This window comes from Streptomyces sp. MB09-01 (assembly GCF_033794505.1).
Lineage (GTDB): Bacteria > Actinomycetota > Actinomycetes > Streptomycetales > Streptomycetaceae > Streptomyces.
Genome location: NZ_JARAYQ010000006.1, coordinates 1 through 21,548 on the forward strand (window position 1 = coordinate 1; position 21,548 = coordinate 21,548).

The 21,548-nt window shown below is 75.7% G+C and carries 2 protein-coding genes (1 of these 2 running past the window's edge); both read left to right on the top strand.

Features of this window, described 5'->3' with window-relative positions; translation table 11 throughout:
- Positions 1-92: 92 nt before the first annotated feature.
- On the top strand, positions 93-17,237 hold the full coding sequence (locus PV721_RS02335) for an SDR family NAD(P)-dependent oxidoreductase (protein ID WP_319721069.1): 17,145 nt from the start codon (positions 93-95) through the stop codon (positions 17,235-17,237).
- Positions 17,234-21,548, top strand: partial view of an SDR family NAD(P)-dependent oxidoreductase gene (locus PV721_RS02340; protein WP_319721070.1) — the 5' portion only. 2,699 nt of this gene lie beyond the right edge of the window; only the first 4,315 of its 7,014 coding nucleotides appear in the window; it begins with the start codon at positions 17,234-17,236; the stop codon falls past the right edge of the window. Before PV721_RS02335 ends, PV721_RS02340 begins: the two co-directional genes overlap by 4 nt.

Consider the following 21,548-nt stretch of genomic DNA (forward strand, 5'->3'; position numbering starts at 1 on the left):
CCCCCGCCCCGTCCGTTCCGTCCACCCAGGCCCTTCCGACCGCGGAGCCGGCGGCGCCGTCCGCCGACGCGGCCGAGGAGTTCCTGCGCGGGGTGCTCGCGGAGGTCTTCGAGTTCCCGGCCGAGGAGATGGAGGCCGACGCGCCGTTCGAGCGGTTCGGCATCGACTCGCTGCTGATCATGGACCTGACCCGCCGCCTGGAGGACCACTTCGGATCCCTGCCGAAGACCCTGTTCTTCGAGTACCAGGACCTGCGCTCCCTCGCCGGCTGGTTCACCGAGCACCACGGCTCCCGCCTCGCCGAACTGGCGCCCGCGCCCGCACCGGTGACCGCGCCGGCACCCCGGGCGGACGGGGCTGCGGAGCCGGTGGCCCCCGCCCCGGCCGTGCTCCCGGTGGCCGCCGGGGCCTCCGCCCACGCCCCCTCGGGGCCCATGCCGATCGCCATCGTCGGCGTCGCCGCACGTTTCGCCGAATCGGACACCCTCGAGCAGTTCTGGGACCACCTCCAGGCGGGCCGGGACCTGATCACCGAGATCCCTGCGGACCGGTGGGACTGGCGGGACTACGACCAGGCCACCCCCGCCGACCGGGCGGCCCGATACAGCCGCTGGGGCAGCTTCCTGCGCGGCATCGACATGTTCGACCCGCTCTTCTTCGGCGTCTCCCCCCGCGAGGCGGAGATCGTCGACCCCCAGGAACGGCTCTTCCTCCAGACCGCCTGGCACGCCATGGAGAACGCCGGACGCACCCGCGCGGACCTGCGCTCCCACCGGGTCGGCGTGTACGTCGGCGCGATGTACGGGCTCTACCAGCTGCACGAGGCCGAGGACGGCCGGATCGGCGCCTCCTCGCACGCCTCGATCGCCAACCGCGTCTCCTACACCCTCGGTCTCACCGGCCCCAGCCTGGGCGTGGACACGATGTGTTCCTCCTCGCTGACGGCCATTCACCTGGCCGTGCGCGACCTGCGCGCCGGGGACACCGACATGGCCGTCGCGGGCGGGGTCAACCTGCACGTCCACCCGTACAAGTACCGCTTCCTCGGCCAGGGCAGCTTCACTTCCAGCGACGGCCGCTGCCGCAGCTTCGGCGCGGACGGCGACGGCTACGTCCCCGGTGAGGGCGTCGGAGCGGTGCTGCTCCGGCCGCTCGCGGACGCCGTCCGGGACGGCGACCACATCCACGGCGTCATCCTCGGGACCAGCGTCAACCACGGCGGCCGCACCAACGGCTTCACCGTGCCCAACCCCGTCGCCCAGGGCGACCTCGTCGCCCAGGCGCTCGGCGAGGCGGGCGTGGACCCGGCCACCCTCGGCTACCTGGAGGCGCACGGCACCGGCACCGCCCTCGGCGACCCCGTCGAGATCCGCGGACTCGCCCGCGCCCTGGCCGAGGCCGGACTGCCCCCGCGCAGCCTTCCGATCGGCTCGGTCAAGTCCAACGTCGGCCACCTCGAATCGGCCTCCGGCATGGCCGGGCTGTGCAAGGTGCTGCTCCAGATGCGGCACGGCCGGCTCGTGCCCTCGCTGCACGCGGACCCGCTCAACCCGAACATCGACTTCGACTCGACCCCGCTGCACGTGCAGCGGGAGCTCGCCCCGTGGCCCCGGCCCGCCGGCGCCCCCCGGCGCGCGGGCCTCAGCTCCTTCGGCGCGGGCGGGGCCAACGCCCACCTCGTCGTGGAGGAGTACGTCGCCCCGCCGGCCGCCGGGCAGGAGCCCGGCCCGTACCTGTTCCCGCTCTCCACCCGGGTGCCCGAACGGCTTCCCGTGCTCGCCGCCGAACTGGCGGACGCCCTGGAACGCGGCCTGGCGGACGGATCGTCACCCCGCCTCGCGGACGTGGCGTTCACCCTCCAGCAGGGGCGCGAGGAGTGGGCGGACCGCATGGTCGTCCTGGCCTCCACCGTCACCGAGCTGGTGGCCCGGCTGCGCGGGGACGACCCGACGGGAGTGTGGACGGGCAGCGCCCGCGGCCGCGCCGGCTCCCGCGCCGCCGCCCCCACGAGCAGCGACCCGGCATCCATCGGCGCCGCCTGGGCCGCCGGAGCCCCGGTCACGTGGCCGACGCGGAACGGCAGCCGCGTGCCGCTGCCGGGCTACCCCTTCGAGGAACTCCGCTGCTGGCTCACCGACACCATCTGGTCGCCGCCCGCACCCCCCGCACCGCCCGCACCGGCCGTCGGGCGCACCGCAACGGGTCCGGTGCACCCGCTGCTCGACGCGATCGACCCGGCCGAGAGCCTGGACGGCCTGACCTACCGGACCGCCTTCGGCCCCGAGCACCCCTACATCGGCGGTCACCGGCTCGGGGAGACCCGCCTGCTGCCCGCCGCCGCCGTCCTGGAGATGGCCCGCGCCGCCGCCGAGGCGGCCGGGGCGGGGGAGCGGCTGCGGCTGTCGAACGTCCGATGGCTGCGGCCCTTCGTCGTGGGCGGCGCCGAGCGCACGGCCAGGACACGGCTGCGCCGCGGCGACAACGGCACGCGCTTCGACCTGCGCGACGACACCGGCGAACTCCTCGCCGAGGGCCGGGTGGAGCCCCTGACCGCGCCCGCCGGGCAGGCCCTGGACATCGACGCCGTACGGGCCCGCCTCGGCAGCCGCCACGACGGCGCCGGCCTCTACGCCGACCTCACGGCGGCGGGACTGTTCTACGGTCCCGCCCTGCGGGCCGTCGAATGGATCGCCGCGGGCGACGGAGAGGCGCTCGTACGCCTGCGGATCCCCGCCGAGGCCGCCCGCTTCGCCGGCTCCGCCCTCCACCCCTCGGTGGTCGACGGCGCCCTGCACGCCTTCGCCGTCCTCAGGGACCGGGACAACGGCCCCGCGATGGTGCCGTACGCCCTCACCGCGGCCGAGGTCCACGCCCCGGTGACGGACCTCGGGTACGCCCACGTCCGCACGGTCGGCACCGACCGCTACGACCTCACCCTGACCGACTCCGAGGGGAACGTCCGCGTGCTACTGCGCGACCTGTCGCTGCGGCCCGCGCCCGGCGTCGCCCAGGCCCGGCCGGCCGGATCCCCCGCCGCAGCGGCCGTGTCCGCCGCGGCGGCCGCCGCCGCGGACGACCTGATGTTCGTACCCCGCTGGACCGAGCTGTCCGGACGGTCCCCGGAGCCGCTCCCCGACGGGGCCACCACCTGGCTCGTGAGCCCACCGGACTCGGCACCGCTGGCGGCCGCCCTGCGCGCCCGCCTCGGCGGCACCGTCGTCGAACTGGACCACGACCGCGTCGCCACCGCGGCCGGCCGGCCCGACCACGTGATCCTCCTCGCCCCCCGCGCCGGGGGCGGCACCGACGACACCGCCGCGCTCGAAGCGGCCCAGGAACGCGGTGTCCTCGCCCTGTTCCGGCTCGCCAAGGTCCTCCAGCGGACCCGCTCGGCCGTCCGCCTCACCGTGGTCACCGAGGACGCCCTCACCACGGCGGGCGAACCCGTCGCCAACCCGTACGCGGCCGGCCTGCACGGCCTGGCCCTGTCACTGGCCCAGGAACACCCCCGCTGGCAGGTCACCGTCGTCGACCGCTCCTCCGCCGACGGGCCCGCCGCGGACGTCCTCGACGCCCCCGCCGGCGGCCCCTACGCAGTGCGCCGCGGCGTGCTCCACCACCGCCGGCTCGCCCCGGTCGCCGTCACGCCCCCGCAGGAGCGGATCCGCAGGGACGGCACCTACCTGATCCTCGGCGGGGCCGGGGGCATCGGCCTGGAACTCACCGAATGGCTGGTGCGCGGCTACCGGGCGAAGGTCGTCCTCCTCGGACGCAGCGAACTGGACGCCGACCGCCGCGCACGGCTGCGCGCCATCGACCCGGACGGCACCCTCGTCTCCTACCGCAGGGCCGACGCGACCGACCCCGCCGCGCTGCGGGAGGCCGTCGAGTGGACCAGGAGCACCCACGGCGCCCTGCACGGCGTCTTCCACGCCACGATCGTCCTGCGCGACCAGACCGTCGCCACCATGACGGAGGAGACCTTCCGCTCCGTCCTCGACGCCAAGGCGCACACCTCCGTCGCCCTGCACGCCGCCCTGAGAGGCGTGGGAGGCCTGGACTTCGTCCTCTTCTTCTCCTCGGCGGTCGCCCTCTCCGGCAGCGCCGGCCAGGGCAACTACGCGGCCGGATCCACCTTCGAGGACGCCTTCGCCCACCACCTCGACTGGATGCTGGGGGCCCGGGTGGCCGTCATCAACTGGGGCTACTGGGGAACCGTCGGCATCGTCGCCGACGAGCGCTACCGCGAGCGGCTCGCCGCCACCGGAATCCACTCGATCACCCCGGAGGAGGGGATGGCCGCCGTGCACGCCGTGCTCGGACGCGACGACCGGCAGGTCGTCGTGGTCAAGGCCGACGCGGCCGCACTCGCCGCGGTCGGCGCCCAGCCGCGTCGGGCCGCCGGGCAACCGGCCGGCCCGGGGACGACGCCGGGCGACCCGGGGACGCCCGACGACGACGTGTCCCTGGTCCCGTCGCTGGCCCAGCTCCCCCCGGTCGCCCGGCTGCTCACCGAGGCCGACGACGCCCGCCTCACCGAGATCATGTGCGACTGGCTGTGGACGCTCTTCCGGCGCGAAGGGGTGTACCTCGGTGACGCCGAGAGCCGGCGGCCCGACGCGCTCGCCGAGCGGCTCGGCGTCGTCCCCGCGCAGCGCAGGCTCTTCGCCGAGCTCCTGCGCCAGCTGACCGAGGGCGGCTTCCTCGACGACCGGGGCGGAGCACTCGTCCCCACCGGACGCCGGGCCTCCGACCACCCCGAGGCGGACCTGGTCGAGCTGTGCGAGCGCAAGCCCGCGCTCAACCGCTTCGACCGGCTGCTGCGCCCCTGCATGCAGAACCTCTTCGGTGTGCTGCGCGGCAACGTCCGTGCCACCGACGTGATGTTCCCGGGCGGCTCCAGCGCCCTCGTCGAGGGCGCCTATCGGGGCAGCCCGGTCGTCGACCGCGCCAACGAACTCGTCGTGGGCGCCGTCCAGGACCTGCTGTCCCGCCACGAGGGCCCGCTCACCGTCATCGAGATCGGCGCGGGCACCGGCGGCACCACCGCGAGCGTCCTCCCCGCCCTCGCCGCCTCGGGCACGGAGGTGACGTACGTCTACACCGACATCTCCCGCGCCTTCCTGCGGCATGGGGAGCAGCGGTTCGCCGAGGCGCACCCGTACGTCCGCTTCCAGCGGCTCGACATCTCCGCGGACCCCGAGACCCAGGGCTTCACCCCGGGCAGCGCCGACCTGGTCGTGGCGGCCAACGTCCTGCACGCGACCGCCGACCTGCTCGCCACCCTGCGCGCGGTGAGCCGGCTGCTCAAGCCCGGAGGACGGCTGGTCCTCAACGAGGCCAGCAGCAACGTCCTCACCGCCACCCTCACCTTCGGCCTGCTCGACGGCTGGTGGCTGCACGAGGACGCCGAACTGCGCCTGCCCGGCTCCCCGTTGCTCTCCGCGCCCGGATGGCGCAAGGCCCTCGCCCTCGCCGGCTTCACCCGCAGCCGGGCCGTGCCGGCGGACGAGGGGCTGAGCCAGCACGTGGTGGTCGCGGAGACGGCACCGGGCGGCACGCCGCCCACGGCCGCCGCCGCGGCGTCCACCGCGCCGCCGCGCGCCGCGGAGCCCGCGCTCCCGTCGTCCGGGCCGTCCGGCACGGAGGGCGACGCGCTGCTGGAGGCCGCGCGGGAGTACGTGAAGGACGCCTTCGCGCAGATCCTCCAGGTGCCGCGCGAACGGCTGTGGCTGGACGAGACGTACGAGAACTTCGGCGTCGACTCGCTGACGGTGCCCCTCATCGTGGACGTCCTCGCCGAGGGCATGGGCGAGCTGCCGGTGTCCCTGCTGTTCGAGTACCCGACCGTCCGCGAAGTCGCCGACTACCTGGTCGAGCGGCACGCCGAGCGGGTGCGCGCGCTCCTTCCCGAGCCCGCCGCCGGGCCCGCCCCGGCCCCGGCCGCCGCTCCGGCTCCCGCTCCCGCGCAGGGCGTCGTCCCGGCCGTCCCCGCGCCCGGTGCCGGCGTACGTCCGGCCGCGCGCCCGGCGCAGTCCGTGCCGGACGCCGACCACCGCGTCGCGATCGTCGGCGTCGCCGGCCGCTACCCCCGGGCCGAGGACCTCGACGCCTTCTGGGAGAACCTTCGGTCCGGCCGCGACTGTGTGGGTCAGGTGCCCGCCGACCGGTGGGACCACCGGGCTCTGGTCGACGCGGACGGTCAGCCGGTGAGCCGCTGGGGCGGATTCCTGGACGGGATCGACGAGTTCGACCCCCGTTTCTTCCAGATGTCCTTGCGGGAAGCCGAACTGACCGACCCTCAGGAGCGGCTGTTCCTCCAGACCTCCTGGCACGTGCTGGAGGACGCCGGCTACACCCGGGCCCGCCTGCGGGGCAGCCGCGTCGGCGTGTACGTGGGTGTGATGTACGGGCACTACCAGCTCTTCGAGGACGAGCGGGGCCTCGCCGGCGGCATGGGCTACGCGTCCATCGCCAACCGGGTCTCGTACTTCTTCGACTTCCACGGGCCGAGCCTCGCCGTCGACACCATGTGCTCCTCCTCCCTCACCGCCATCCACCTCGCCTGCGAGGCCCTGGCGACCGGTCAGGCGGACTACGCGCTCGCCGGCGGCGTCAACCTCGCCCCGCACCCGCGCAAGTACCGCCAGCTGGCGGCCGGCGGGTTCACCGGCGAGAGCGGGCGGTGCCGCAGCTTCTCGGCGGACGGCGACGGCATGGTGCCCGGCGAGGGCGTCGGCGCCGTCCTGCTCAAGCCGCTGGCGGCGGCCGAGCGCGACGGGGACCGCATCCTCGGCGTGATCCTCGGCAGCTCCGTCAACCACGGCGGCAAGACGGGCGGATTCGCCGTGCCCAGCCCCGGCGCCCAGGGCGAGGTCATCGCCCGGGCCCTGCGCACGGCCGGAGTGCCGGCCGACGGGATCTCGTACGTCGAGGCGCACGGCACCGGGACCGCGCTGGGCGATCCGGCCGAAGTCGCCGGACTCGTTAGGGCCTTCGGTGACCTGCCGGCCGGCTCGGTCGCGCTCGGCTCGGTCAAGTCCTCCGTCGGCCACCTGGAGTCGGCCGCGGGCATCGCGGCCCTCACGAAGGTGCTGCTCCAGATGAAGGCCCGCGAACTGGCGCCCTCCCTGCACGCAGACACCCTCAACCCGGCCGTCGACTGGAACACCGTGCCCTTCCGGGTGCAGCGCGAACTCGCCCCCTGGACGGGCTCCGAGCCCCTGCGCGCGGGCGTCAGCGCCTTCGGCGCGGGCGGCTCCAACGCCCACCTCGTCGTCGAGGAGCACCGGACACCCGCCCCGCGGCCCGACGGCGCGCAGGGACCCGAGGTCTTCCCGTTCTCCGCGCGGGACGCGGAGGGACTGCGCCGCGTCGTCGCGGGCATGCGGACCTGGCTGGGTGCGACGGGCACCGGCGCCGATCCCCGGGACATCGCGGCCGCGGCCGGCGTTCCCGCCACGGCGGTGGACGAACCCCTCGACGAACTGGGCCTGGACCCGGCCACGATGGTCCGGCTGATCGGCCTCGGCGCCTCGGTCGGGGCGGGCTCCGTGCACGGCGGCACGACCCTGCGCGAGCTCGCGGGCCGCGCCGGGGGCGGCGCCGGCGTCGACCTCGTCCGCCTCGCCCGCACCCTGCAGACCGGCCGAGAGGCCATGGCCCACCGGTTCGCCGTCGTCGCACGGTCGGCGGGGGAACTCGCCGAGGCGCTCGACGCGTTCCTCGCCGGGCGGCCCGGCGGCCACGCGGGCGTCGTGACGGCCGAGCCCGGCGCCGCCTCCCTCCCCTCCGCGGCGGATCCGCACGACACGGCCCGCCGCTGGGCCGGGGGAGAGGTCTTCGACTGGGAGGCCGGCCGGCCCGGTCCGGTACCGGCCCTGTCCCTGCCCGGATACCCCTTCGCGCGGACCCGCTGCTGGATCGACGCCGTCACCCCGGCGGCTTCCGTCACCCCGGCGGCTTCCGCCGCCCCGGTGGCCCCCGCGGCCCCGGCGGCGTCCGGAACCGCGGACGTCCCCGCCCGGGGCACCCGGCTCCGGGACGCCGTACTGGCCCTGCTGGGCACGGTCACCGGATACCCCCCTGCCGACCTCGACCCGGCGGGCTCCTTCCACGAGCACGGCCTGGACTCCCTCGGCCTGATCCGGCTCGCCGACGAGGTCTCCAACGCCTTCGGCGTGCCCGTCGGTCCCGACCAGTTGCTCGCCACCCCCACCCCCTCCGCGCTCGCCGAGTGGCTGGAGAACGAGCACCCGGACGCCGCCCCGAGCCTGCCGGCAGACCCCGCGCGGGACCTGCCGGCGGAGGACGACCCGGTCGTGATCGTCGGCATGGCGGGCACCCTGCCCGGAGCACGGAACCTCGACGAGTTCTGGGCGGCCCTCCAGAAGGGCGGCGACCTCTTCTCCGAGGTGCCCGCCGACCGCTGGGACAGCGGCGCCCACTACGGGGACCCGGCCCTGCACCCCGACCGGACCCGGATCACCCGGGGCGGCTTCATGCCGGACATCGACCGCTTCGACCCGCTGTTCTTCGGCATCTCGCCCCGCGAGGCCCGCTGGATGGACCCCCGCCAGCGGCTGCTGCTGCGCACGGTGTGGTCGGCGCTGGAGGACGCGGGCATCGACCCGACCCGGCTCGCCGGCACCGACACCGGCCTGTTCGTCGGCGTCGGCTCGTCCGAGTACGCCGAGCTCGTGCAGCGCTCGGACACGGCCACCGACGCCTACTCCTCGACCGGCCTGACCCCCTCCATGCTGGCCAACCGCATCTCGTACCACCTCGACCTGCGCGGCCCCAGCGAACCCGTCGACACCGCCTGCTCCAGCTCGCTCGTGGCCCTGCACCGCGCGGCGGAGGCCCTGCGCCTCGGACACTGCGACACCGTCATCGCGGGCGGCGTCAGCCTCATGCTGTCCCCGGTCACCTTCGCCTCCCTCGAACGGGCCGGCATGCTCAGCCCCGACGGCGTGGGCCGGGCCTTCGACAAGGACGCCGCGGGATACGTGCGCGGCGAGGGCGTCGGAGCCGTCGTGCTCAAGCGGCTCAGCCGCGCCCGTGCCGACGGCAACCCGGTGCTCGCCGTCCTGCGCGGCACCGCCGTCAACCACGGCGGCCGCTCCAACTCGCTGACCGCGCCCAACCCGCGCGGCCAGGCCGAGGTGATCGTGAAGGCCCACCGCGAGGCGGGCGTGGACCCGGCGACCATCGGGTACGTCGAGACCCACGGCACCGGCACGGTCATCGGCGACCCCGCCGAGACCAACGGCCTGCGCCAGGCCTTCGCCGAGCTCTACCGCGACTGGGGCCACCCGGCTCCGGCCGCCCCGCACTGCGCCCTGGGGGCCCTGAAGAACACCATCGGCCACCTGGAACCGGCGGCCGGCATCGCCGCCGTGCTGCGCGTCCTGCTGTCGATGCGCCACGGACGGATCACCGGGGACCCGCACGGCCCGGAACTCAACCCCCACCTGGCGCTGAAGGGCACGGCCTGCGAGATCGCGGTGGAGGCACGTGACTGGACGCCCGTGGCGCCCGGTGTCCCGCGCCGCGCCGGGGTCAGCTCGTTCGGCTACGGCGGGGTCAACGCCCACGTCGTGCTGGAGGAGTACCCGGCCGACGAACCGGCGCCGTCCGGCCGTCCGGCCGTGTTCGTCCTCTCCGCCCGCGACCCGGAGCGGCTGCGGGCCACCGCACGCTCCCTCGTCGAAGCCCGGGACGGCTGGGAGCACGACCTCGCCGGAACCGCGCGTACCCTCCAGTCCGGCCGCACCGAACACGCCGAACGCCTCGCGTTCGTCGCGGACTCGGGCGAGCACGCGGTGGACACCCTGCGCCGCTACCTCGCCGGGGACGTCGCCGGCATCCACCGGGGGCGCGTCGAACGGCACGCCGACCGCGCGCCGTTCGACGGGCGGGGCGACGAGGAGACCGCCGCCGCGTGGGTGCGCGGCGCGACGGTCGACTGGTCCGCCCGATGGGAGCGGACGCCGAAGCTGCGCTCGCTGCCGCCGTACCCCTTCGCCGCCGAGCGGTACTGGTTCACCGACGGCGCCCCCGCGGCGGCTGCCGCGCAGGCGACCGCGGCGACCGTCCCGGCGACCATCCCCGCGATCGTCCCGGCGACGGCCCCCGCGGCCGTCCCGGGGCCGGCCCCCGCGGCCGTCCCGGGGCCGGCCCCCGCGGCCGTGCCGAAGGCCGCGGCCGGGTCCGTCGCACGGACCGGGGCCGGGGCCCCTTCCGGGTCGGGCTCAGCGTCCGAGTCGCGCCCCGCCTCCGAGTCGGGCTCCGGGGCGGCCGACGCTCCGGCCGGCCCGGCACCCGTCAGCCTCTTCACGGCCGAATGGGTGGCCGAGCCCGTGCCGCCCGCCGCCCCGCACCCGGGCCGGGTGCTGGTGTTCGGCGACCTGCCGGTCCCCGGTGCCGTCACCGTACGGGCCGGATCCGCCTACGCCGACGAGGGCTCCACCGTCACGATCCGCCCCGGCGAGGCCGAGGACTACGCCCGGCTGCTCGCCGCCGGCGCGGACCGGATCGTCCTCCAGTGGCCGCTGCTCCACCCCGAGCGCCCGGACCTGGGCATCGAGTCGGCCTTCCTGCTCGTACGCGCCATGACGGCCTCCCGGGCCGCCGCGCGGATCCAGGCCCTGGTGCCGGAGGGCGCCGTGGCGGAGGCCTGGGGAGGGTTCGACACCTCGCTGCGTGCCGCCCTGCCCGGCACCGCCTTCGGCGTCGTACGCGTCGCCGGCCAGGTCGAACCGGCCGCCCTGCTCGCCGAGGTGGCCGCCGAGCGGCTCTCCTCGGCAGCCGTCCGCCTCTCCGCGACCGGCCGCACCGTGCGCGTGCTCACGGAGACCGACCCGAGCCCCGTCACCGAGTCCCCGCTGCGCCCCGGGGCCGTCCACCTGGTGACCGGCGGCGCCGGCGGCCTCGGGCTGCTCCTCGCCCGTACCCTGCTGGCGCGCGGCGCCCGGGTGGCCCTCACCGGCCGGTCCTCCGCCGCGGACCGGGCCCGCGAACTCGCCGGCCTGCGCGCCCTCGGCGAGGTCGCCTACTTCCAGGCGTCCGTGGACGACCAGGCCGCCATGGCCCGCGTCGTGGCGGACGTCAAGCAGAAGTGGGGCGCGCTGCACGGGGTCTTCCACCTGGCGGCGACCGCCTCGCGCACACCGCTGCCCGGCAAGGACCTCGCGGAGTTCCGCTCCCACCTGCGGGCCCGTTTCGAGGGCACCCGTGTACTCGACGAGGTGACCCGTGACGAACCGCTGGACCTGTTCGTCCTATACTCCTCGCTGGCCGGGCAGCTCGGCGACTACGGCCTGGTCGACTACGCCGTCGGCGCCCGCTACCTCGACGGCTTCGCCGAGGAGCGCGCGGCACTGCGTACGGCCGGCCGCCGCAGCGGGCACACGGTCTCGGTCGACTGGCCCATGTGGCGTGCCGGAGGCATGCACGTCGAGGCCGAGGACGAGCGCCGCTACCTCGCCGACACGGGCTTCCGCTACCTGGAGGCCGAGGAGGGCGAACGGCTGCTCGACCTCGCCCTGCGGCTGGGGCGCCCCCAGGTCGCCGTACTGCCCGGAGCACCCGAGCGGATGCGCGAGCAGGTCGACGCGATGCGGATCCGGGAGTACGGGCACCGCGCCCGCCCGGCAGCCCCGGCAGCCCCGGCGCCTGCCGCCGCCCCGGTCTCTCCCGTCTCTCCCGCCGCTCCGGCGAACGCGGGCGATCTGACCGAGCGGCTGCGGGAGCTCGTCGCCGAACTGCTGGGCCTGGCGCCGAAGGCGCTGGACCCGGAGGCCGGCTTCGGGGAGTACGGACTGGACTCCTTCGGGCTCCAGTCCCTCTCCGTGGCACTGGAGGAGCGCTACGGCGTCTCGGTGCCGACGACGACCCTGTTCGGTGAGAACACGGTCGAGAGGCTCGCCCGGCACCTGCTCGCGGAGCACCCCTCCCTGGCGGAACGGAACCGGACGCCCGCCACCGTGAGCGGGGAACCGGCCGCCGCGCCCCTCACCGCCCCCACCATCGCCGACACCGCCACCGCCACCGCCACCGCCGCCGTCTCCGGCGCTCCTTCCGCCGTTTCGTCCACCGAGCCCGCCCGGGAGGACGCCGTCGCCATCGTCGGCATGTCCGGACGTTTCCCGGGCTCGGCGGACCTGGCGGAGTTCTGGCGGCACCTCAGGGACGGTGAGGACCTGATCACCGAGACCCCCGCCGACCGCTGGGACTGGCAGGAGGTGTCCCGGCGCTTCGGCGGCACCGCCCGCTGGGGCGGTTTCCTGAGCGACGTGGACCGGTTCGACGCGCGGTTCTTCAAGATCTCGCCCGCCGAGGCGGAGGTCATGGACCCGCAGCACCGGCTGTTCCTCGAACACACCTGGGCCGCCCTGGAGGACGCGGGCTGCCGGGCCGACCGGCTCGCCGGCCGCCGCGTCTCCGTCTTCGCCGGCGTCCAGTTCAACGACTACGAGTCGATGGTCCTGCGCGGCGAGCAGGTCAACCCCCACGCGGGCACCGGGCTCGCGCGGACCGTCCTGGCCAACCGCATCTCGTACCTGCTGGACCTCAAGGGCCAGAGCGAGAGCATCGACACCGCCTGCTCCAGCTCCCTGGTGGCGCTGCACCGCGCCGTCCGGGCCCTGCGCGCGGGGGAGAGCGAGCTCGCCGTCGCCGGCGGCGTCAGCCTGGTGCTCTCGCCGCAGACCGTGGTGGCCGGGAACCAGCTCGGGGTGCTCTCCCCGGACGGCCGCTGCAAGGCCCTGGACGCGACGGCCGACGGGTACGTCAAGGGGGAGGGCGTGGGCGTCCTCGTCCTCAAGCCGCTCTCCCGCGCCCTCGCCGACGGCGACCGGGTGCACGCGGTGATCCGCGGCAGCGCGGTCGGCCACGGCGGGCACGCCTCCTCGCTGACCGCCCCCAACCCGCTGGCCCAGGCCGCCCTGCTCGTCGAGGCTTACCGGGACGCGGGGGTACCGGTCGGGACGGTGTCCTACACCGAACTCCACGGCACCGGCACCGCCCTCGGCGACCCGGTGGAGATCGACGGCCTCGTCCGGGCCCACCGGACCCTGGCCGACGGACCCGCCACGCCCTGCGGCATCGGCACCGTGAAGAGCAACATCGGACACCTGGAGCCCGCCGCAGGCATCGCCGGAGTCATCAAGGTGGTGCTGGCGATGCGGCACCGCACCCTGCCGAAGACGCTGCACCTCCAGACGCTCAACCCGCTGATCGACCTCACCGGTACGCCGTTCCGGCCCGTACGGGAGACGACGCCGTGGGCGCCCACGGACCCCGACGGCGCGCCCCTGCCGTTGCGCGCGGGCGTCAGCTCCTTCGGCTTCGGCGGCGTCAACGCGCACGTCGTCCTGGAGGAGGCACCCGCCGGCCCGCCCCCGGCCCCGCTGCGGGACGACGCCGACGAGGTGTTCCTGCTGTCGGGCAGGGACGAAGCCGCCCTGCGCCGGTACGCCGCCGCGATGGTGGAGTTCCTCGACGCGGACGCGGACGCGGACGCGGACGCGGACAACGGCAACGGCACGGACGCGCCCGCGCTGTCGCTCGCCTCGCTCGCCTCGCTCGCGTACACCTCCCAGACCGCCCGCGTCCCCATGGCAGCCCGGCTCGCGGTGGTCGCCCGCTCCACCCGCGACCTGCGCGACCAGCTGGCCGCCCACCTCGCGGCCGAGCACGCCCCCACCGGTACGGACGGCGACCACGCCTGGCTGTCCGAACCGGAGGGCGCCGAGTACCTCGCCCGGCTGGTACGGGAGGGACGGCTCGACCGGCTCGCGCGGCTCTGGCAGGACGGCGCCGACATCGACTGGGCCGCCCTGCGCACCGACCGGCCGCAGCCGGCATCCATGCCGACCTACCCGTTCGCCCGCGAACGGCACTGGCTCCCGACGCCGGCCGCCGCCGGGGGCGCGTCCGCCCCGCAGGACTCCGCACTGCTCCTGGTCAAGCGGTGGGAGGCCGCTCCGCTGCCCCCCGCCGAACTGCCCGCCGCAATCCTGGTGCTGGCCCGCGCCGAGAACGAATCCCTCGCCACGAAGGCCTTCGGTCCCGCCGCCACGGTGGTCCGCGTGGACGACGGCGACGAGGACGCCACCCGGCGGATCGCGGGAGCGGCCCGCCTCGCGACGGCCGTGATCGACCTGGCCGACGTGTCGGACGCACCGCTCACCGCACCGGACCCCGACTGGTCGCGGATCGCGCTCCTGCGCGAGCTGGTCACCGAGAACCGCACCCGCGGCTTCAGCTACCTCCACGTGACCCGGGGGCTCACCACCTTCCGGACCGAGCGGCCCACGCTGCGCGGCGCGGCCTACGCCGGCCTCGTCCGGATGCTCACGGCCGAGTACCGCGGCCTGTCCGCGCGCACCCTCGACCTCGACACCCTGGACCCGGCCGCGCTGCGCGAGGCGGCCGCAGCCGAACTCGCGGCGACCGACCCGGTCACCGAGGCCTGCGTACGGGCGGGCGTGCGGCACCGTCCGGTGCTGCGCCCCTCCGACGGGGCGCCCGCCTCCGCCGACTGGTCCGCGGACCTGGCCGGCCGGACCGTCGTGATCACCGGAGGGACGGGCGCGCTGGGGCGGCTGCTCGCGGCCCGGCTCGTCGAGCGGGGCGCCGACCGGCTCGTGCTTCTCGGCCGCACCCCGCTGCCCGCCCGGGCCGAGTGGCCCGCCCTCCTCGCGGACCCCGGCACCGACCCGGCCCTCGCGGCCAGGCTGCGCGACCTCGCGGCCCTGGAACGCCCCGGGGCCCACGTGGCGGTCGAGACCGGCCCGCTGGACGGGATCGCCGAAGTGCTCGACCGTGCCCGGCGCGAGATGGGCCCGATCGTCGGCATCGTGCACTGCGCCGGACTCGGCGTCATGCGCGACCCGGCCTTCATCGGCAAGCGGACCGAGGACGTGCAGCGGGTCCTGGAACCGAAGACCGCCGGGCTCCAGGCCGTCCTGGACGGCTGCGCGGACGACCCGCTGCGCTTCGTCGTGCTGTATTCGTCCGTCGCGGGCGGCGTGCCCGCGCTGGCCGTCGGCCTCAGCGACTACGCGCTGGCCAACTCCGTGCTGGACCGCGTCGCCGAGTACCGCACCGCCACCGGGGGCGCCTCCCCCGTCATCCGGTCGCTGCAGTGGCCGAGCTGGCGTGCGGCCGGCATGCCCGAGGTCGACACCCCCGCCTACCGGGACCTCGGCCTGCGCACCCTGGCCCCCGAGGCGGGGCTGGACCTGCTGGACCGCGCCATGAGCGGCCCCGACCCGGTCGTGCTGCCCTGCGTCGTGGACGCCGGACGCTTCGACGCCGCCCGGCTGCTGGCCGTGCCCGCGCCGGGCCGGCCGGACGGGACGGCGCCCGCGCCGGCTCCGGCGGCCCCGCGCGGGGTACCGGCCGCGCACGGCCTCGTCCGCCGCGTCACCGGCGTCATCGCCTCGACGCTCCGGCTCGACCCCGGGGCGATCGGAGGGGACGAGGACTTCGCAGACCTGGGCGTGGACTCGATCATGATCGCCCAGATCATCGCCGCGCTGGAGCGGGATCTCGGCGTCGTGGCGGAGCCCTCGACCATCCTGGAGAACCCGACCGTGGCCCTCCTCGCCGAGGCCCTGCGCGACCAGGTGCCGGAGCTCGAGACCCCTACGGAGGACGCCGCCCCGGCCGTCGCGCCCGCCGTCCCGCCGGCCCCTGCCGAGCCCACCGCTGCGGCCCAGGCCCCTGCCGTGGTCACCGCTGCGGCCCCGGCCGAGGCCGTCGCGTCCGGCGCTCCCGTCGCCGGAGCGGCCGCGCGGCGTGAGGACATCGCCGTCATCGGCATCGCCGCGCACTTCCCCGGCGCCCCGGACCACGGCACGTTCTGGCGGAACCTGATGTCCGCGACGGACTCCGTCACGGAGGTGCCGGCCTCCCGCTGGGACAAGGACCGCTTCTGGCGGCCCGACCCGCAGCCCGGCACCACCGTCAGCAAGTGGGGCGGCTTCCTCGACGCCATCGAGGACTTCGACCCCGAGCACTTCCGGATCGACCCGGCCGGGGCCGCACACGTCGACCCCCTGGTCCGGCAGGTCCTGGAGACCGGCGTGGAATGCCTGGCCGACGCCGGACTCACCCCCGAGGAGGTCGCGGGCCGGCGCGTGGGCGTCTTCGCAGGCGCCCGTGCGGCGAACTTCGGCGCGCACGTCGCCGCGGCGGGTCCGCACTCGATCAGCGGAATGGCGCAGAACTTCATCGCCGCGCAGCTCTCCCACCACCTCGACCTGCGAGGACCGTCCGTCGTCGTCGACAGCGCCTGCTCCAGCGCGCTCGTCGCCGTGCACATGGCAGCCGCCGGCCTGCGGACCGGGGAGTGCGACCTGGCCTTCGCGACCGGGGTCGACATCCTCCTCGACGAGGTGCCCTTCGTCGGGATGAGCGGGGCGGGCGCACTGTCGCCCACCGGGCGCTGCCACACGTTCGACGAGCGGGCCGACGGCATCGTCCTCGGCGAGGGCGCCGGCACGCTGCTGCTCAAGCGGCTGTCCGACGCCGTGCGCGACGGCGACCGGATCTATGCGGTGATCGAGGGCAGTGCCGTCAACAACGACGGCCGCACCATGGGCATCACGACACCGAACCCGCGCGCACAGCGGGAGGTGATCGAGGCGGCCCTGGCCGACGCCGGTGTCTCCCCGGCCCAGCTGGGTTACGTGGAGGCCCACGGCACCGGCACCATGATCGGTGACCCGATGGAACTGAAGGCGCTCACCGAGGCCTTCCGCGCCCGCACCGACGAGGTCGGCTTCTGCGGCGTCGGCAGTGTGAAGACCAACATCGGACACACCCTCAGCGCGGCCGGCATGGCCGGACTGATCAAGGTCCTGCTGTCGGTCCACCACGCGCAGCTGCCGCCGACGCTGCACTGCGAGACCCTCAACCGCCGTTTCCGCTTCGAGGAGTCGCCGCTGTTCCCCGTACGGGAACCGCGCGGATTCACCGGCCGCGACGGCACGCGCCGGGCCGCCGTCAGCTCCTTCGGGTTCGGCGGCACCAACGCCCACATGGTGGTGCGCCAGGCACCCGGATCCCACGTCCCCGCGCGCGGACCGCTGGACCCGCCCCGCTACCGGCGGCGGCGCTTCTGGTTCGACCGGCCCACGTCGCACACCCCCGCACAACCGCCCGTACCGGCCCCCGCGCCGTTCTTCGAGCTCGAGTTCTCCGCCGTGCCGGAAGGAAAGAAATGAACCCGTTGGACGGCCTGATCTGCTCCGTGGTGGTGCGCGGTACCGACCCGGTGCTGCGTGACCACCGCGTGCACGGCACGCGCATCCTGCCCGGAGTGTCGTTCCTCGACATGATCTACCGGATCCTGCGGGCCCGTGGTGTCGACACCTCCCGCGTGGAGCTGCGCCGCGTGCTGTTCCGCAACCCCGTGGCCGCCGGCCCGGACTTCGACACCGAGCTGCGGGTGGAGTTCACGGCGGACGCGGACGGCCACCGGGTCTCCGTCACCGGAACCCGCCGCCCCACGGGCGAGACCGAGCCGGTCCTCGACTGCCGGCTCCATCTGGACCTGCCCTTCCCGGCCGAGGCCGTCGACCTGTCCGCCCTGCGCGCGCGCACGCCCCGTACGGCCGACATGGCCGACCTCTACGCGCTCGTTCGCCGGACCGGCATCGAGCACGGGGAGTTCATGCGCGCCAGGGGCACCCTGCACGTCGGCGACGGCGAGCTGCTCGCGGACCTGTCGCTGGGCCCGGAGGCCGCCGCGTACGCGGACTACTTCCACCTGCACCCGGCCGCGCTGGACTCGTCGACGCTGCTGCCGACGCAGTTCGCCACGGCCGGGGCCGGCGCGGCGGCCCGGCCCTACATCCCGATGCTCATCGACTCCTTCCGGGCCCGGGGGCCGGTCGGGGCCCGCACCCTGGTGCACGCCACCCCGCCCCGCGCCACCGGCCCCGCCGGCGACCTGACCACCTGCGACCTGCGCTTCCTCGACGCCGACGGCGGCATCCTGCTGTGGCTGCGGGGCCTCACCTCGAAGCGCGTCCGGGAGGAGGACGCCATCACCCGGCTGGACGGCTCCCCGCGCGCGGCGGAGCCGGCCGTGACCGCGCCGGCCGGGGCCGTGCCCGTCGGGGAAACGGCCGCGAGCCTGGTGCACGGCCTGCTCGCCGAACGGCTCGGGCGGGCCGAGTTCGACGAGGAGGCGGGCTTCTACGAGCTGGGGCTGGACTCGACGGCGCTGCTGGGCATCTCCGCCGACCTGGAGCGGGCGTACGGCACCGACTTCTCGCCCACCCTGCTGTTCGAGCACAGCTCCTTCGCGGCCCTCGTCGAGTACCTGGGCGCGTACGAACTGCCCCAGGGCGGGGCCCGCGGGGCCGTCGGGGCGCCGCAGGAGCAGGACGTACGCGAGGACCTGCCCGCCGAGGTGGTCTGGTTCGAGCCCCGCTGGCGGGACGCGCCCCTGCCGCCGGCACCGGCACCGGCACCGGCCTCCGTCCTGACCGTCGACGGGAGGACGGCGCGCGACCGGGCGGCCCTGCTCGCCGGGCACGACGCCTCCGACGTGCTCTGGACCCCCGCCGATCCGCAGGACGTCGAGGGCGAGGCCGTCGCCCTGACCGGCTTCGCGGCCGCCCTGCTGCGCAACCGGCGCAGCCCCGTACGGATCGTCTGCCACCTGCCCCTGGGTGCGGCGGCGTCGGCGGTCGCGGGTCTGCTGCGCACGCTCCACCGGGAGCAGCCCGGCGTGCGCGCCGCGGTGGTGTGCTCCCCGGAGCGCGCCGATGCCCTGGCCGAGCTCGCCGCGGGCGTACCAAACGTGGAAGTGCGTTACGAAGCGGGCCGGCGCAGCGTGCGCGAGATCCTGCCCACCCCGGCCCCGGACCACCCGGCCCGGCTGCGCGAACGGGGCGTGTACCTGATCACGGGCGGGCTCGGCGGCGTGGGCCTGTCCCTGGCCCGGCACCTGGCGCGGACCGTCCGGGCCCGGCTCGTGCTCTGCGGACGGACGGCCGCCGACTCCGCGGCCACCGCCGCGCTGAGCGCCGAACTGACCGCCCTCGGGGCCGAGGTGCAGGTGGTCGGCGCGGACGTCTCCCGCGCCGAGGACGTGCGCCGCGCGGTCGGCCTGGCGCTCTCCCGGTTCGGCGCGCTGGACGGGGTGGTGCACGCCGCCGGCGTGCTGCGCGACGGGCTGATCGCGGGCAAGAGCGCCGCGGACGTGCGTGCCGTACTGGCACCCAAGGTCACCGGCACCCGCCTGCTGTACGAGGCCACCCGGGACCTGGGGCTGGATTTCCTCGTGCTCTGCTCGTCCACGGCCGCCGCCTGGGGGAACCAGGGCCAGGCCGACTACGCGTGCGCCAACGCCTTCCTCGACGGCTTCGCCGAGGGCAAGCCGGGGGTCGTGTCGATCGGGTGGCCCGGCTGGGCGGACGGAGGCATGCGGCTCGACGACCGCGCACTGCGCCGGATGGGCCTGCAGGCCATGGACACCCCGACCGCGGTGGACATCATGCTCCGGGCCGTGGGCAGCGGCCGGCCGCACCTGGTGGCCTTGGTGGGCTCGGCGTCCGAGATCACCGAACGGTTCACCGTCGAGGCCCCGGCCGCTGCGGCCCCGGCGGTTGCGGCCCCCGCTGTTCCGGCCCCGGCCGTCGCGTCCCCCGCCGCTGCGGCCGCGGACGTCACCGCCGTCACCGCCCCCGTGACCCCCCTGACGGGGGCCTGCGACGGCACCGGCGACGAGGACGACGCGATCGCCGTCGTGGGGATCAGCGGCCGCTACCCGGGCGCCCGCACGCTCGACGAGTTCTGGGAGAACCTCAAGGCCGGCCGTGACGGCATCACCGAGGTGCCGGCCGGCCGCTGGGACCACCGTGCGATCCACAGCGACGCCAAGGGCGTGCCCGGACGCTCGTACGGCCGCTGGGGCGGATTCGTCGACGGCATCGACGAGTTCGACGCCGTGTTCTTCCACATCTCGCCCAACGAGGCGGCCGTCCTCGACCCGCAGGAGCGGCTGTTCCTCCAGGAGGCCTGGCACGCCTTCGAGGAGGCGGGACACGCGCCCTCCGCCTGGCGGGGCCGCGCCGTCGGCGTGTTCGCGGGCGTGATGTACAACCAGTACCAACTGCACGGCGTCCGCGAGGAACCGGGCCTCGTGCCCTCGTCGTTCAGCGCGTCGATCGCCAACCGCGTCTCCTACTTCCTCGACCTCAAGGGGCCGAGCATCGCGCTCGACACCATGTGCTCCTCCTCGCTGACGGCGTTGCACCTGGCCGTCGAGGCGATCCGGCGGGGCGAGTGCGAGGCCGCGCTCGCGGGAGGCGTCAACCTGCACGTCCACCCCAACAAGTACCTGCTGCTCAGCCAGTCGTCCTTCCTCTCCACCGACGGCCGCTGCCGTGCCTTCGGCGAGGGCGGCGACGGCTACGTGCCCGGCGAGGGCGTCGGCGTGGTGCTGCTCAGGCCGCTGCGCGACGCGCTGCGCGACGGAGACCACGTACACGCCGTCATCCGCGGTACGGCCCTCAACCACGGCGGTCACACCGGGGGGTTCTCCGTGCCCGGCCCGGCCTCGCAGGCCGCCCTCGTCCGCGACTCGCTCACCGGGGCGGGTGTGGACCCTGCCGACCTCGGCTACCTGGAGGCGCACGGCACCGGCACCAGCCTGGGCGACCCGATCGAGGTCACCGCCCTGGAGCGGGCCTTCGACGCCGTCGGCGCGGGCCGGGGGCCCTGGCCCATCGGATCCGTCAAGTCCAACATCGGCCACCTGGAGTCGGCGGCGGGCGTCGCCGCGCTCACCAAGGTCGTCCTCCAGATGCGCCACCGCGCACTGGTGCCCTCCCTGCACGCCGAACCGCTCAACCCGGCAGTGGACTGGGCCGGTTCGCGGTTCCGCGTGCAGCGCACCCTGGAACCCTGGAAGCCGCACGCGGACGCTCCGCTCACCGCGGCGATCAGTTCCTTCGGCGCGGGCGGCGCCAACGCCCACGTGGTGCTGGCCGAACACCCGGTCGCGCGGGGGCCGCAGGCCCCGGAAGAGGACCGCCCCCGGCTCTTCGTGCTCTCCGCGAAGGACGCCACCCGGCTCGACGAGACCGTGGCGCTGCTGCTCGCGCACCTGGACCGGACCGGCCGGGGCGCCGGCCCCGACGCCTTGGAGCGGATCCTGACCGAGGTCGTGGGCTTCCCCGTCGATCCCGGTGAGCCCTTCGCGGAACTCGGCCTCGACTACCCGCGCCTGTCCCGCCTCTCCCGGCGCATCGAAGAGGAGTTCGGCGTCCGGCTCCGCGTCGACGGGGGGACGACCCCGGCCGAGCTGACGCGCCGCCTCACCGGTACCGGCGAGGGCGTGGACGCGGCGGCGCTCGCCTTCACGCTCTGGTCCGGACGCGACCACCTCGACGAGCGGCTCGCCGTCGTCGCCACGACGACGGCCGAGTTCGCCGAGGCGCTCCGCACCGGTGCGGGCTGGTACCGCGGACGCAGGCGCCGCTCCGCCGCACCGGTCCACGGCCACGACCTGCGCGAGCTGG